This window comes from Amycolatopsis sp. MEPSY49 (genome assembly GCF_051337345.1).
Taxonomy (GTDB): domain Bacteria; phylum Actinomycetota; class Actinomycetes; order Mycobacteriales; family Pseudonocardiaceae; genus Amycolatopsis.
In genome coordinates, this window is sequence record NZ_JBDLYJ010000015.1 from 56,945 (window position 1) to 71,156 (window position 14,212).

14 protein-coding genes are annotated in these 14,212 nt (G+C 70.2%); 10 read left to right on the plus strand and 4 right to left on the minus strand.

The window, feature by feature from the left end; translation table 11 throughout:
* Positions 1 to 71: 71 nt before the first annotated feature.
* Positions 72 to 1,145 (plus strand): aldo/keto reductase, encoded by a 1,074-nt coding sequence (locus ABFJ78_RS42410; RefSeq protein ID WP_436393093.1) that lies wholly within the window; start codon positions 72 to 74, stop codon positions 1,143 to 1,145.
* An 84-nt stretch (positions 1,146 to 1,229) separates the two neighbouring features.
* Positions 1,230 to 2,891 carry a CocE/NonD family hydrolase gene (locus tag ABFJ78_RS42415; protein ID WP_436393094.1) on the plus strand — a complete coding sequence of 554 codons (1,662 nt, stop codon included), beginning with the start codon at positions 1,230 to 1,232 and terminating at the stop codon, positions 2,889 to 2,891.
* Positions 2,892 to 2,901: 10 nt separating this feature from the next.
* Here the strand turns inward: ABFJ78_RS42415 and ABFJ78_RS42420 are convergent, their stop codons facing one another.
* The gene (locus ABFJ78_RS42420; protein ID WP_436393095.1) at positions 2,902 to 3,741 is read right to left on the minus strand and encodes an alpha/beta fold hydrolase; all 840 of its coding nucleotides are present in this window, start codon (positions 3,739 to 3,741) and stop codon (positions 2,902 to 2,904) included.
* Positions 3,742 to 3,842: 101 nt separating this feature from the next.
* Here ABFJ78_RS42420 and ABFJ78_RS42425 point away from each other — a divergent pair, with 101 nt between their 5' ends.
* Complete coding sequence (locus tag ABFJ78_RS42425) at positions 3,843 to 4,436, plus strand: TetR/AcrR family transcriptional regulator (RefSeq protein ID WP_436393096.1); 594 nt, start codon at positions 3,843 to 3,845, stop codon at positions 4,434 to 4,436.
* A 9-nt stretch (positions 4,437 to 4,445) separates the two neighbouring features.
* Here the strand turns inward: ABFJ78_RS42425 and ABFJ78_RS42430 are convergent, their stop codons facing one another.
* Positions 4,446 to 5,027, minus strand: a complete 582-nt coding sequence (locus ABFJ78_RS42430) for a TetR/AcrR family transcriptional regulator (protein ID WP_436393097.1) — start codon at positions 5,025 to 5,027, stop codon at positions 4,446 to 4,448.
* A gap of 67 nt (positions 5,028 to 5,094) precedes the next feature.
* Between ABFJ78_RS42430 and ABFJ78_RS42435 the strand changes: the two genes are divergently transcribed.
* Positions 5,095 to 5,964 (plus strand): aldo/keto reductase, encoded by an 870-nt coding sequence (locus ABFJ78_RS42435; protein WP_436393098.1) that lies wholly within the window; start codon positions 5,095 to 5,097, stop codon positions 5,962 to 5,964.
* A gap of 126 nt (positions 5,965 to 6,090) precedes the next feature.
* Positions 6,091 to 8,100, plus strand: a complete 2,010-nt coding sequence (locus tag ABFJ78_RS42440; protein ID WP_436393099.1) for a DUF6351 family protein — start codon at positions 6,091 to 6,093, stop codon at positions 8,098 to 8,100.
* 95 nt (positions 8,101 to 8,195) lie between these two features.
* Here the strand turns inward: ABFJ78_RS42440 and ABFJ78_RS42445 are convergent, their stop codons facing one another.
* Together ABFJ78_RS42445 and ABFJ78_RS42450 are read right to left on the minus strand one after the other, a co-directional pair.
* Positions 8,196 to 9,620, minus strand: coding sequence for an amidase family protein (locus ABFJ78_RS42445; RefSeq protein ID WP_436393100.1), 1,425 nt, complete (start codon positions 9,618 to 9,620; stop codon positions 8,196 to 8,198).
* An 8-nt stretch (positions 9,621 to 9,628) separates the two neighbouring features.
* Positions 9,629 to 10,150 (minus strand): DUF302 domain-containing protein, encoded by a 522-nt coding sequence (locus ABFJ78_RS42450; RefSeq protein ID WP_436393101.1) that lies wholly within the window; start codon positions 10,148 to 10,150, stop codon positions 9,629 to 9,631.
* A 91-nt stretch (positions 10,151 to 10,241) separates the two neighbouring features.
* Here ABFJ78_RS42450 and ABFJ78_RS42455 point away from each other — a divergent pair, with 91 nt between their 5' ends.
* From ABFJ78_RS42455 to ABFJ78_RS42475, 5 genes are all read left to right on the plus strand, one after another.
* Positions 10,242 to 10,850, plus strand: a complete 609-nt coding sequence (locus ABFJ78_RS42455; RefSeq protein ID WP_436393102.1) for a TetR/AcrR family transcriptional regulator — start codon at positions 10,242 to 10,244, stop codon at positions 10,848 to 10,850.
* Positions 10,851 to 10,907: 57 nt separating this feature from the next.
* Positions 10,908 to 11,486, plus strand: coding sequence for a CGNR zinc finger domain-containing protein (locus tag ABFJ78_RS42460; RefSeq protein WP_436393103.1), 579 nt, complete (start codon positions 10,908 to 10,910; stop codon positions 11,484 to 11,486).
* Positions 11,487 to 11,514: 28 nt separating this feature from the next.
* On the plus strand, positions 11,515 to 12,504 hold the full coding sequence (locus ABFJ78_RS42465) for a quinone oxidoreductase family protein (RefSeq protein ID WP_436393104.1): 990 nt from the start codon (positions 11,515 to 11,517) through the stop codon (positions 12,502 to 12,504).
* A 306-nt stretch (positions 12,505 to 12,810) separates the two neighbouring features.
* Positions 12,811 to 13,572, plus strand: a complete 762-nt coding sequence (gene fabG, locus ABFJ78_RS42470) for a 3-oxoacyl-ACP reductase FabG (RefSeq protein WP_436393105.1) — start codon at positions 12,811 to 12,813, stop codon at positions 13,570 to 13,572.
* Positions 13,573 to 13,577: 5 nt separating this feature from the next.
* Entirely contained in the window at positions 13,578 to 14,030 is a 453-nt protein-coding gene (locus ABFJ78_RS42475) for a MaoC family dehydratase (protein WP_436393106.1), read from the plus strand.
* The last annotated feature ends 182 nt before the right edge of the window (positions 14,031 to 14,212 follow it).

The window sequence follows — 14,212 nt, forward strand, 5'->3', positions numbered from 1 at the left end:
CGGGGGTTCACTGGCGGTGCGGGGAGATGGCCTCGCCGGTGTCTCACCGTCCAGCAACGCGGAGGTCCACAGTGTCCCTCGACGACTACGTCACCCTCGGCCGATCAGGTCTTCGGGTCAGCCCGTTCACGCTCGGCACGATGACGTTCGGAGAAGATTGGGGCTGGGGCGCGAGTCCCGACGAGTCGAAGAAGATCCTGGGGGCCTATGTGGACCGTGGCGGCAACTCGGTCGACACCGCGAACCTCTACACCAACGGCCACGCGGAACACATCATCGGCGAGTTCCTCACCGAACGGCCGGGGCTGCGCGATCGGCTCGTGCTCGCCACCAAGTTCTTCGGCAACCTGTACGAGAACGACCCGAACGGCGGCGGACCCAGCCGTAAGGCGATCGTGCAACAGCTCGAGAACTCGTTGCGCCGCCTCCGGACGGACTACGTCGACCTGTACTGGCTGCACAACTTCGACCCCGCCACGCCGGTCGAGGAGATCCTGCGCGCACTCGACGATCTCGTCAGCGCGGGCAAGATCCGCTACGTCGGGTTCTCGGACATCCCGGCTTGGGCGACTGCCGAAGCGGCGACGATCGCGCGGCTGCGTGGGTGGGCTCCGGTGATCGCCCTGCAGCTGGAGTACTCCCTGCTGGAACGGACATCGGAAGGTGAGCTGATCCCGATGGCCCAGGTCATGGGCATGGGCGTGCTGCCGTGGTCGCCGCTGCGGGGCGGGTTCCTGTCCGGCAAGTACTCGAGCGCCACGACGACCGACGTCGACACCACCCGGGCGCGGATGCCCGGCAAGGCCGAACTGGTGGTGATCGACGCGCTCAACGCCGTCGCCGCGGAAGCCGGGGTCCCGGCCGCTCAAGCCGCCCTGGCCTGGGCGCTGGGGCGGCCCGGGATCAGCTCCGTCGTGATCGGTGCGCGCCGGATGGACCAGTTCGAGACGAACCTCGGCGCCTTGACCGTCACCTTGAGCGAAGCCCACCGCGCGGCGCTGGACGAGGTGTCGGCTCCGAAGCTGAACTTCCCCGCCGAAAACAACGCGGTGCTGGCGCCGAGCCTGCAGTTCGCGGGAGCCACAGTGGACGGTCGGCCTTCGACGGTGTCCCCGTTGCTGCGCGCGTCCGACACCCGTTACTGACCGACGAGTCCGCGGTCGGAGCCGCGATCGGGGGCACCCGGCCGGCCGGACATCGCGCACCCCGACCACGACCAAGGAGATCCCATGCGCGGCGGTAGGCCACTCGGACCGATCCAGAGCCTCCTGGGTGCGGCCGCCGGACGGCAGTGGCGGCTGCCGGCCCGGCGCAACCGGGTCCGGGTGGAGCGGAAGGTCGAGGTGCGGATGCGGGACGGCGTGCTGCTGCTCGCCGATCACTACGTTCCGGTGACCACCGAGCCCGTCCCGACCATCCTGGTCCGCTGCCCGTACGGCCGCGGGTTCCCCTATGCGCTGCTGTCGGCCCAGCTCTACGCCGAACGCGGTTACCACGTCCTGCTCCAAAGCACCCGAGGCACCTTCGGCTCCGGGGGCACCTTCGTGCCGGGCGTCAGCGAACCGGACGACGCCCAGGACACCGTCGCGTGGCTGCGCACGCAGGACTGGTTCGACGGACGCCTCGCCACGGCCGGCGGCAGCTACCTGGGCTTCACGCAGTGGGCGCTGGCGACGGATCCGCCGCCCGAGCTGAAGGCGATGGTCGTCATGATCGGCGTGCACGACCTCGCCGACGCCGCCTACCAGCAGGGCCCGCTCGACCTGTTCACCATGCTCAGCTGGGCCGATCTGCTCTCCCACCAGGAGACCGCCGGCCCGGTCGCCGGTCTGATCAGGATGGTGCGCGCCGAACACCGGCTGCGCGGCGCGCTGAACCGCCTGCCGCTGCGCGGCTCGATGGACGGCCTCGGCGGGAAGGGCGCGCCCTGGTACGACGGCTGGATCGACCACCCCGACGTCCGCGATCCCTACTGGGAGCGGTTCCGCGTCACCGAAGCGCTGACCCGGACCACGGTTCCCACCCTGCTGATCGGCGGCTGGCACGACTACTTCCTCACCCAGACCCTGCAGCAGTACCGGACCTTGCGCTCACGCGACGTCGAGGTCGCGGTGACCATCGGCCCGTGGACGCACCTCACCGTCGACAACAAGGTCTCGATGCCGCAGGCGGTCTCGTGGCTGGACACCCACGTCGCGGGCCGCGCCGCCGCGACCCGCGAAGCACCGGTCCGGGTGTTCGTCGGTGGCGCCGGCGAGTGGCAGCAGCACCGGAGCTGGCCGCCGGAGGACACGACGCCGGCCACCTGGTACCTGGGGGCGGCGCGGGAGCTCACCCCGGCGCCGCCCGCGGACGGTGCCGGGACCACGCGGTTGCGCTACGACCCGGCGGATCCGACGCCGTCGGTCGGCGGACGTCTCATGGCTCCCAGCGGCGGAGCCCGGGACAACCGGAAACTGGAACGGCGTGCCGACGTGCTCACGTTCACCACCGCGCCGCTCGCCGCCTCCGTCGAAGTGCACGGGCAGCCGGTCGTGGAGCTGCACCTGGCGTCCGACAACGCCCACGCCGATCTCTTCGTCCGCGTCTGCGACGTCGACCCCGCCGGTCGCTCGATCAACGTCACCGACCGGATCACCCGGTTCGCCGAGCCGGATGCGACGCCCGGTGACGTCCGCAGGGTCGAGATCACGCTCGACCCCACGGCACACCGGTTCGGCGCCGGGCACCGCATCCGGCTGCAGATCTCGGGCGGCGCGTTCCCGCGGTTCGCCCGCAACCCCGGAACCGGAGAAGCCCCCGGGACGGCGACCGCGCTCCACCCGGTGACGCACACCGTTCACCACAACGCGGTCCACCCGTCGAACATCGCGTTGCCCGTGGCGAAGTAGCCGACGGCGGTCAGTCGCGGAGGAAATCCAGCGCCTGCCGGACGAAGAGCTCGTGGTGCTGGAAAAGCGCGCCGTGGCCGGAGTCGGGGTAGATGCTCAACCGGGCGTTCGGCAGCGCTCGGGCGAGGGTGAACGAGCTGATGGTCGGGATCATGACGTCGTTGTCTCCGTTGACCACCAGGACGGCCTGGGAGACGTTCGCGAGGCCCGCCGGTGTGCTGCTGCGCTCCCACTTGGCCAGCGCGGTGACCTGGGCACCGATGGTTTCGTCGGTGGCCGCGGGGTCGCGGTCGGCGGTGCGTTCCTCCAGCCGGCCGAGGAACGCGTCGGCGGCGGCCTGGCTGGTCGCCGTCGGCGAGAAGAACAGGAAATGCTTGGGGTGCTTGCCCGCCGCGGTCGCCTTCTCGATCGCGTCCTGCAGCACGGAGAGGACGTTGGCGGGTCCGGCGTCGCCCGCGGGTGAGGTACCGGCCAGGATCAGGCGGCGGACGAGGTCGGGCTCCTGCTGGACGACCGCCTGCGCGACCATGCCGCCGAGGGAGAAGCCCAGCAGGTCGACGGTCTCCAGGCCGAGCGCGCGGATGAACGCGACGGCGTCCGCGGCCATCGCTTCGACGCTGTCGGGTGTGCTGCCGCCGGTGGCGCCCACGCCGCGCAGGTCGACCAGGACGACCCGGCGTTCCGCGGCCAGGCCGTCGACCACGGCGGGGTCCCAGTCGTCGAGAACGGCCGTGAAGTGGTGCAGCAGGACGACCGGAACGCCGGAGCCGGTGCCGATTTCCCGGTAGGCGAAGGCGGTCCCGCCGACGTCGACCGTGCGGGTGGGGGCTTCGTTGTGGCTCGTGGACATGGAGGTTCTCGTCTCTCTCATAGAATAACGATCGCTATATAACGATCACTATCGTATGGTGACGGCAGCACGAAGGCAAGGGTGGAAAGTGAGGACCCGGAGTGCGGTACCCGAAGGACCACAAGGAGACGGCGCGCGCCGAGATCCTGGCCGCGGCGGCTCGCCCGCTGAAGGAGAAGGGTTTCGGAGGCGTCGGCGTCGACGGTCTCGCGGCGGCCGCCGACGTGACGTCCGGCGCCATCTACTCCCACTTCGGCAGCAAGGAGGCGTTCCTCGAACAGGTGGTGAACGAGCAGCTCGGGGCCGAGTTCGCGGTGGTCGACGACCTGGACCCGGACGAACGCCGCCGCCGTCTCGCCGAGTTCCTGCACTTCTACCTGAGCGACGAGCACTGCGCTGCCGTGGCGGACGGGTGCCTCATGCCGGCGCTCACCGCGGACGTCTCACGCGCGAGCGACGCGGTCCGGGAAGCCTACGAGCGCCGGATGGCGGCCCTGATCGAGCGGCTCACTCCGGCCATGCCGGGTTCGCCGGCGGAGCAGGCCGAGTCCGCGTGGGCGTTGGTGGCCTCGGTCGTGGGGGCCGTGACGATCGCCCGCGCGCTTCCGCCGGGCGAACGAAGCCGGGCGATCCGTGCGGCCACGCTTCGCTGTGTCACGGCCGTCCTCGACGGCGATGCCCGCGCCGCCGGCTGACCTCAGGCGTCATCTCGCCGAGGGGCGGATCCCGTCGAGCACGATCCCGATGGCACGCTCGCGCTGCGCGTCGTCGACGTAGATCCCCGCGGTCACCGCGAACACCAGGCGCATGACGTCGTCGGCGGTGACGTCGGCACGCACGGCCCCCGCCCGCTGCGCCTGCTCGAACAGCGGGTCGGCGACCCCGTAGATCGCTTCCCGGCTGGGCAGGTACGCCGCGGATTCCCGGGTGAGGACCGTCGTGAGCACGTGCTTGGTGGCCAGGTGCGTGACGAACCGGCTCAGCCAGCCCGACAGCGCCGCCCACGGGTCCGCCCGGTCGAGTTGCCGCCCGTACCGCACGAGTTCGTCGACCGAGGTCAGGTAGACGTACTCCATCAGATCCGCCCGCGTCGGGAAGTTGCGGTAGAGCGTGGCGATGCCGACCCCGGCGCGCCGGGCGATCTCCTCCATGGGCACGTCCGCACCGAGCTCCGTGTACGCCTCGGTGGCGGCGGCGACCAGGGCGTCGAAGTTGCGCCGGGCGTCGGCTCGGTGCGGGCGGCGTTCGGCGAGCAGCTCGGCGAGCGTCAACCGGGATACCTCCACCTCTTGAAAGTGATAACTGGACTCCGTTAAAGTGATAATTCGACTATCACTCTAGCAGGAGGTCCGGATGACTTCGAGTGTCCTCACCATCGGCGGTGACCTGCGGGTCGGCCGGATCGGTTTCGGTGCCATGCAGCTGACGGGGAAGCAGGTCTGGGGCGAGTACCCCGATCGCGACGGCGGCATCGCCGTGCTGCGCGCGGCCGTCGACGCCGGGGTCAGGTTCCTCGACACCGCCGACGTCTACGGCCCGCACACCAACGAAGCCCTCATCCGCGACGCACTGCACCCCTACCCCGACGACCTGGTCATCGCGACCAAGGGCGGATTCGTGCGCGGCGGCTTCGACTACGCCACGCTCGGCGCCGTCGGCAACCCCAGCTACCTGCGGCAAAGCGCCCACCTGAGCGCGCGCCGGCTGGGCGTGGACACGATCGACCTGTACTACCTGCACAGCGGCCGCGCCACCGACGCGCCGTTCGAAGACCAGGTCGCCACCCTCGCGGCACTGCGGGAGGAAGGACTGATCCGGCACGTCGGACTGTCCAATGTGACCCTCGACCAGCTCCGGGCCGCGCAGGAGATCGTGGAAATCGCGGCGGTCACCGCGCATTTCAACGTCAGCGCGCGCACCGGCGCGGACCTGCTGCACGCAGCCGAGAACAGTGGCGCGGTCTTCTCGCCCTGGCACCCCGTGACGCTCACCGAAGGCCCGGACCCGGACAAGGTCATGGCGGTGATCGAGCCGATCGCCGCCCGGCACGGGGTCACGGCCCGGCAGATCGCGCTCGCCTGGTTGCTGCACCGTTCGCCGGTGATGCTGCCGATCCCCGGCACCACCAGCGTCACGCACCTGGAGGACAACCTGGCGGCAGCCGAGATCCAGCTGTCCGATGAGGACGTCGCGGCGATCACCGGCCTGGCTACGGAGGCGTGACCCATGCGAACCGCACACCGCAGAACCTGGTCCGCCGCGGCGGGAATGGCGAGCATCGCATTGCTGGCCACCGCAATACCGGCGACCGCTTCAGCACAGGACGGACCCGGCGTCACCATCACCACCGTGTCCAACCCACGGCCGGACCTGGTCAGCGGCCCGGACGTGCTGGTCCGGGTGACCGCACCCGGACCGGTCGTCCTGCGGGCCGACGGCCACCCGGTGGCGGGCCTGACGCGCCAGGCGGACGGGAGCTTCCTCGGGCTCGTGCGCGGGCTCCGGCCCGGAACCCACCACCTCGTCGCGGAATCCGGTCGTCGACAGGCCGCGGTGACGGTGGTCGACCACGCCGCCTCGGGCCCGGTGTTCTCGGGACCCCAGCAGCAGCCCTTCTACTGCGAAACCACCGCGTCCGGCCTCGCCCCGGCCGCCGGCCCGTCGTGTTCCGCACCGACCGTGGTCAGCTACCGGTACCGGACCACCGGCGGCGCCTTCCGGCCATTGACCGACCCGGACGCCCGGCCCGCCGACCTGGCGACGGCCACGGTCGACGGCCGCGCCGTGCCCTACGTCGTCCGGGTCGAGACCGGCACGATCGACCGCGCCGTCTACCAGACGGCCGCGCTCCACGACGGGCACGAGCCGTCCCCGCTGCGGCCGGACACGAACTGGAACCGCAGGCTGGTCTACTCCTTCGGCGGCGGCTGCAACGGCGGGCACCACCAAGGCAGCAGCACCGGGACCGTCCTCGACGACCTGTTCCTGTCGCAGGGGTACGCGGTCGCCTCGTCCAGTCTCAACGTCCTGGAGAACAACTGCTCCACGATCATCTCGGCCGAGGCGGCGATGATGGTCAAGGAACACTTCATCACCACCTACGGACCGGTGGCGCACACCATCGGCTGGGGCGGATCGGGCGGCTCGATCCAGCAGTACGACATCGCCGACGCCTACCCCGGCATCCTGGACGGCATCGTCCCCGGCTTCTCCTTCCCCGATCCCTTCACGGTGCTCGACGTCGCCGGCGACTGCCGGCTGCTCAACCGGTACTTCGCCAAGCCCGGCATCGCGTTCACCGCCGCCGAACGGCAGGCGGTGGCCGGGTTCCTCGACTACGACAGCTGCACCTCCTGGGACACCAGCTACGCGAGCCGGCTCACCGCGGCCGGCAGCTGCAACCACGGGATCGCCACCGACGACAACACCGCGATCCCGCCGTCGGCGGTCTACGACCCCGTCACCAACCCCACGGGCGTCAAGTGCAGTGTCGCCGAACAGTACGCCAACCAGCTCGGCCGCGACCCGGAAACCGGCTTCGTCCGCGGCCTCGCCGACAACACCGGTGTCCAATATGGACTGACTGCCCTGGAGCAGGGCCGGATCAGCGCCGCGCAATTCACCGCGCTCAACGCGGGCATCGGCGGGTACGACGCGGCCGGCACACCGGTCGCCGAGCGCGGCGAGGCCGACCCCCGGGCGGTCCACGCGGCCTACCGCGACGACATCGTGCCCAGCGGCGGCAACGGCCTGCGCACGACACCGATCATCGACCAGCGCGTCCACATCGACACCGCCGGGCCGCTGCTGGACATCCACACGAGCGAGTGGTCGTTCGTCATGCGCGCGCGGCTGGAGAAAGCCAACGGCACCGCGGCCAACCAGGTCATCATCGAGAACCAGTACACGCCCGACCAGCTCGCGGCAGCCAACGCCTACGAACTATCGGCCATGGACCGGTGGCTGACCGCCATCGAGGCAGACCACTCCCCGAACAGCCGCCAGGCGAAAGTGATCTCCGGCAAGCCGGCCGACCTGACCGACGGCTGCTACCTCTCCGCGGCCGAACGCCTGAAGCAACCCCTGACCTACCCGGCCACCGGCCGGTGCGGCACCGTCTACCCGATCGGGGCCAACCCCCGGCTCCGCGCGGGCGGGCCGCTCTCCGAAGACGTCGTCGCCTGCGCACTCAAGCCCCTCGACTTCCGCGACTACCCGGCCTCATTCACGCCCACCGAACGCGCCCAACTGCGCGCCGCCTTTCCGAGCGGCGTCTGCGACTACAGCAAGCCGGGCATCGGACAACACGGAACAGCAGGCACCTGGCTCCGGTACGACAGCCCGCCCAGCGAGAAGTGAGCGGAGTGAGAAGCCGGCCCGCGGATGGGATGACCGCCTTGTTCACGGCGGACCACCTCGTCCGCGGCTCCGGACGCAGTGCCCTGGGCGCCTCCTCACGCGGGTGCGGGGAGGGTGCCGAAAACGGCCTGCGCTCGACGCGCCAGGTCCAGGAGCGCACGGTCGTGGCCGGGCGCGCCGTCGAACTCGATGCCGATCGGTAGCCCGGTTTGGGTCAACCCGAGGGGAATGCTGATGCCGGGCAAGCCTGCTCCACTGGCGGGAACGGTGTTCTTCGCGAGGAACAGATCAGTGACCTCTTCGCCCGCGACCGTGAACTTCGCCTGCCGGTCGATCAATGGAGCGGGGCAGGGCGTCGTCGGAAGGACCAGCGCGTCGAATCCCTGGCGCGCGAACACCTCTCCGAACCTGCGTTGCAGCTCCGGGCGATCTGCCGACAGTGTCGCGGCGTAATCTTCTTGTGCCAGGTAACCCGTCCCGGTCGGCAGGACCAGGTGGCCCCACACCTCTCGGAGCTCCGGTTTGAGCTCGTCGTAGATCTCCTCGAAAGAAACGGGGAAGCGGCTTTCGCGCAAGAACTGCGACACCGCGTCCCTCGTCTCGCGAAAGAAGATGTTCCACGTCGTCCGGTCCGCGAGTACGGAGAAGTCCTCGCCGAGATCGATTTCGGCGACTTCCGCGCCCGCGTCCCGCAGCCGTCGAAGTGCTTCCCTGAACCGGGCTTCCGTTTCCGGGTCGACCAGCTCGAGGTACTGCCTGGGCGCGTAGGCGAACCGCGCTCCCTTCAGATCGGTGCGATCCGCGGGAGGCGGCCCGATCTCGTTCGTGACGATCCGGTCGATCAGCGCGCAGTCTTCGACATCGCGAGCGAGGATGCCGGTGGTGTCGAGCGTGTGCGAGATCGGCGCGACCCCGCGGCCGGGCCAGCGGCCCGTCGTCGGCTTGAAGCCCACGACGCCGCACAGCGCGGCGGGCACCCTGATCGAGCCGACCGTGTCGCCGCCGAACGCGGCGGGCACGAGCCGGGCCGCGACCGCCGCTCCGGAGCCGCTCGACGATCCGCCCGGCACGCGGTCTTGGTCGTAGGGGTTCTTCACCTGACCGTAGCGCCGGTTGCTTCCGGTCAACCCGAACGACATTTCGACGAGGTTGTTCTTGCCGAAGACGATGCCGCCGGCGTCCTTGATCGCGCGGACGACGACGGCGTCCTCGCGCGGCTCGAACTCCGCGAGGGTTTCCACCCCCAGCGTCGTGCGCAGACCCCGCGTCGCGTAGCTGTCCTTCACCCCGAGCGGGACCCCGAGGAGCGGTGCGTCGGAGCCGGCGGCGCGTGCCTTGTCCGCGGCGCCGGCCGCTTCCAGGACAACGGATTCGTCGATGGTGATGAACGAGTTGAGTCCGGCGTTTTCCCGGGCACGCCGGAGAAGCGCGGACGTGTAGGACTCGGACGTGATGTCGCCGTCGCGGATCGCGGCGGCCGCCGCCGCGACGCCGAGTCCGGCCAGGTTTTCGTCTGCCATGAGTACCTCTAGTCCTGGGAAACGGTGAGAGCGGCGGGCGCCGGAACCTTCAGCACCCGCAGGAGGTCGACGACCTTGCGGTCCAGTTCGAGCCCGACGGATGTGATGTCGGGGTCGCCGAAGCTGGCGAAGCGGCTGCTCGGCTGGTCGATGGAAAATCGCGTGACGCCTTGCCGGTCTTCGTGGATCGTCGTGCGCAGGGGCGCGTAGAGCATGACGGCCGGGTCGTGCCGGTACATGCGTTCGGCGATGGTGTGGTTGCCCATCAGGTAGGTGGCACAGGAGCTGTGGTGGCCCGCGAGGCGCATGAGGTCCCCGACGTCGGTGCTCCAGAACCGCAGGAACCCGTGCGGTGCGCTCTCGGCGGCGTCGGCCAGCACGGCGTCCCAGCTCGCGTGCTCGGCGCGGAGCCGCGTCATCCGCTCGAGGTCCACCGCCGGCACGGCGGCCTCGTAGCGCTTTCGAAAGTCGTCGAAGGGCGCGCCGGTATCGATCGACCACCGGACCACCTCGTGGCGGATCTGCTGCATGGGTCGTTCTCCTTTCGTCAAGTACAACGATCGCTGTACATGAACGTAGCAGGCGTCTCCGCTGAAGTAAAACGTTCGATATACTTGGGGCATGGAGACGAGCGAAGCCACGGCCGGCGCGACCCGAGGTGGACGCGGCGCGCGCGAACGCATCCTGCGCGCGGCGGTCGAGTTGTTCACGAGCGACGGCATCCACGCCACCGGCGTCGCCAAGCTGGCCGACGTGGCGCACGTGTCGACGCGGACGCTCTACCAGCACTTCCCGAGCAAGGAAGCGCTGATCGGCGCCTATCTGCAGCGCATCGAGTCCGACGGGGCGATCCTCGGCGAAACCGTTCTGGACCGCCGTGACCTCGGCGCGCGCGAACGTCTCCTGCGGCTGTTCGCCGAACGCCCCACCTCCCCGCCGTCGGCGAAAGTGGTGCGTGGCTGCCCGATGCACAACGCCGCCGTCGAATCGGCCGGGACGCTGCCCGAGGCCTCGGCGGCGGTCGAGCGGCACAAGCGCGAGTTCGCCGCGCGCCTGGTCGAAACCGCCGCCGAAGCAGGCGCACCTCGGCCCGAAGTCCTCGGCCGGCAGCTCGCCGTACTGTTCGAGGGTGCCCGGGCGCTGGCCACCTCGCTCAACGACATGGGACCACTCCAAGACGCCGAAGGGCTGGCGAAGACGCTCATCGAGGGCGCGACCGGACCCGCCTGACGGTGACCTCCCCCACAGAAGTGTGCGTGAAATAGGCTAACGAGTCATGCTTCTTTCATGACCTGGCTCGCGACCGCGCGCTACGACCTCTCACCCGCCCCGGGCGGGCTGGGGTTCGTCCACGACCTGCTCAACACCCGGTCCGCCGGCCGCCCGCGTCAGCCGGACCTGCTCGCCGACGTCGCGTCGGCGCAGGACTGGGCCGACGCCGCGCTCGCGGCCTGGACCGGGGAAGCCGGTCAGGACATCCCCGCCGTCGTCCTCGGTGAGGGCGACCTCGACCCGCTTCGCGACCTCCGCGTCGATCTCCACGCCCAGGTCGCCGGATCGAGTACGCGCGCGGCAGAACACCAGGCCGGCGTGGTGCTCCGCCTGGCCGCGGACGGCCGGGTCCGGCCGGAACCACGCGGGACCGGCTGGCGGGCGCTGGCTTCGCTCGCGCTGATCGCGATCGCGGACGCGCAGTCCGCCGACACGTGGCGCCGGCTCAAGACCTGCCGCAACCCCCGGTGCGAAGCAGCGTTCTTCGACCGTTCGCGCAACAACAGCGGCACCTGGCACGACGTGCGCGTCTGCGGCAACCCCGCCAACCTGCGCGCCTACCGCGAGCGGCAGCGCACTGAAAGAACCAAATAACCAACACCTATTTAGAAGAAGGAACACCGTGCGCGCGATCCAGTACGACGAGTTCGGCGGCTACGACGTCCTCAGAACCGTCGATGTCCCCGCCCCGGTCCCCACCGACGGCCAGGCGCTCGTGCGGCTCACCTTCGCTGGCGTGAACCCGCTGGACGACACCGTCCGCAGCGGCAAACTTCCCGCCGCGGCCGTCAAACCGCTGCCGATCCGGCCCGGCGGGTTCGGCGTCGGCGTCCTCACCGAGCCCGGCGCGAGCGGACTGCCGTCGGGCACCCGCGTCATCCTCAGCGGCGGCCGGTACGGCGTGGGCGCCGACGGCGCGTGGGCCGAGTACATCGCCGTCGACCCGCGGCACGTCGTGGCCGTTCCGGACGGCGTCGACGACACCGCCGCGGCCGCGCTCACGGCCGCGACCGGCCACCTGACCGCGTACCTGGCGCTCACCGAACTCGCCGGGTTCCGGCCCGGGCAGTCGGTCCTCGCGCCGGGTGTCGGGGGCGGGGTCGGGCAGGGCGGCGTGGACGTCGCCCGGGTGCTCGGCGCCGGCGCGGCGATCACCACGGCCACCACCACCGCGAAGGCCGAACGCGGCCGCGCGCTCGGGTTCGAGGTGATCGACCTGTCAACCGAATCCCTGCGCGACGGCGTGCACCGGCTGACCGGCGGCAACGGCGTCGACGTCGTCCTCGACGGCGTCGGCGGCTCGGTGACCGGTGCGGCACTGGGCGCGCTGGCCGTGGACGGCACCTTGGTCAGCATCGGGTACGCGGCGAGCACCCGCACCGAAATCGACGTCACCGACCTCATCTGGAAGAACACCCACATCCACGGCTTCCGGTTCGCCCTGTTCACCCCGGAGCAGATCAACGCCGCGAACACGCGGCTGCTCGAACTGGTCGCCCGCAAGGAGATCACGCCCCTGGTCGACCGCGTGTTCCCGCTGGAGCAGGCCGCGCAGGCGCAACGCCACCTCGCCGAGGACGGCCCCTTCGGCCGCGTCCTCCTGGCGATGTAGCCGCGCCCGGCACATCGATCAAGGAGTGCCGGCGGCCGTTCTGCTTCCAGCTCATACGGTCCTGGCCAAGGCTGGGCCAGAGCTGCTGTGGCGCACCGTTGAATATGTGCTTCCCCCCGGCACAGCGGACCGGTCTACCTGAAGCGGTTCACCCGTGTGGAGCAGTCGGCTTCCCGCCCTCATCGCTGGCTATGATCCTGCGCATGCTGTCACCACGCCGGGGACCGATCTCGCGTATCGTCGGGTGACCAACCGCTTAGTAGGCTCGCGGGCACGAGCCCGCTTCTCAACGACGAGGAGGTCCCCGTGACCGATTCCCCTTCCCGTGTCGCCGTGGTCACCGGTGCCGGCCGTGGCATCGGTGCCGCCGTTGCGGCGCGGCTGGCCGATGACGGCTTCGCCGTCGGGCTGCTCGACCTGGACGAGGCCGGTGTCAAGCAGGGCGCCGAGGCCATCGTCGCCAAGGGGGGCAGGGCCGTCGGCGTTGCCCTCGATGTCAGCGATGCCGAGCAGGTCGAGGCCGCCGTCACCCGCGTTGCCGACGAGCTCGGCCCGCCGGTCGTCCTCGTCAACAACGCCGGCATCACCCGCGACAACCTGATCTTCAAGATGACCGAGCAGGACTGGGACTCCGTGCTCGGCGTGCACCTCAAGGGCTCGTTCCTGATGACCCGCGCGGTGCAGAAGTACATGACGCAGGAGAAGTACGGCCGGATCGTCAACCTCTCCAGCACCTCGGCGCTGGGCAACCGCGGCCAGGTCAACTACTCCGCCGCGAAGGCCGGCATGCAGGGCTTCACCAAGACCCTCGCCATCGAGCTGGGCAAGTTCAACGTCACCGCGAACGCGATCGCGCCGGGCTTCATCGCCACCGACATGACCGCCGCGACGGCCGAGCGGATCGGCATGGGCTTCGAGGAGTTCAAGGCCGCCGCCGCGTCGCAGATCCCCGTGCAGCGCGTCGGCACGCCCGACGACATCGCCCACCTGGCCTCCTTCCTGGTCAGCGAGGGCGCCGGGTTCATCTCCGGCCAGGTCATCTACGCCGCCGGCGGACCGAAGGACTGAGGGCGATGCGCGAGTTCGAGAACCTGGACGCCTTCGCCGCGGCGGCCGGCGAGCACCTCGGGTACAGCGAGTGGCTGAAGGTCACCCAGGACCGGGTGAACCAGTTCGCCGACGCCACCGACGACCACCAGTGGATCCACGTCGACGAGCCGATGGCGACCGCGGGCCCGTTCGGCGGCACGATCGCCCACGGCTTCCTGACGCTGTCGCTGCTCTCGGCGTTCGGCCCGAAGATCTACAAGGTCAACGGCATCAAGATGGGCATCAACTACGGCCTCAACAAGGTCCGCTTCCCGCAGCCGGTGAAGGTCGGCTCGAAGGTGCGCGCCGGGGCCGAGCTGGTCGAGGTCACCGACATCCCCGGCGGCAAGCAGGCAGTGTCCAAGTGGACGGTCGAGATCGACGGCGAAGCGAAGCCCGCTTGCGTCGCCGAATGGGTGACGCGGTTCCTCGCGTGACGCCGCCGATGCGGAGCTTTCACGTGAAAGCTCCGCATCGGCAACCGCCGCTGTACGTCATACCGACTAGTCGGTATGACGTACAGCGGCGGTTGCCGAGGCGGCGCTTTCACGTGAAAGCTCCGCATCGGCAACCGCCGCTGTACGTCATACCGACTAGTCGGTATGACGTACAGCGGCGG

Bases quoted from the DNA above. Each gene is read 5' to 3' on its own strand.
- ABFJ78_RS42445 (WP_436393100.1), bottom strand. From the start codon at position 9,620: ATGGCAGACGAAAACCTGGCCGGACTCGGCGTCGCGGCGGCGGCCGCC.
- ABFJ78_RS42460 (WP_436393103.1), top strand. From the start codon at position 10,908: ATGACCTGGCTCGCGACCGCGCGCTACGACCTCTCACCCGCCCCGGGC.
- ABFJ78_RS42420 (WP_436393095.1), bottom strand. From the start codon at position 3,741: ATGTCCACGAGCCACAACGAAGCCCCCACCCGCACGGTCGACGTCGGC.
- ABFJ78_RS42415 (WP_436393094.1), top strand. From the start codon at position 1,230: ATGCGCGGCGGTAGGCCACTCGGACCGATCCAGAGCCTCCTGGGTGCG.
- ABFJ78_RS42475 (WP_436393106.1), top strand. From the start codon at position 13,578: ATGCGCGAGTTCGAGAACCTGGACGCCTTCGCCGCGGCGGCCGGCGAG.
- ABFJ78_RS42455 (WP_436393102.1), top strand. From the start codon at position 10,242: ATGGAGACGAGCGAAGCCACGGCCGGCGCGACCCGAGGTGGACGCGGC.
- ABFJ78_RS42435 (WP_436393098.1), top strand. From the start codon at position 5,095: ATGACTTCGAGTGTCCTCACCATCGGCGGTGACCTGCGGGTCGGCCGG.
- ABFJ78_RS42450 (WP_436393101.1), bottom strand. From the start codon at position 10,150: ATGCAGCAGATCCGCCACGAGGTGGTCCGGTGGTCGATCGATACCGGC.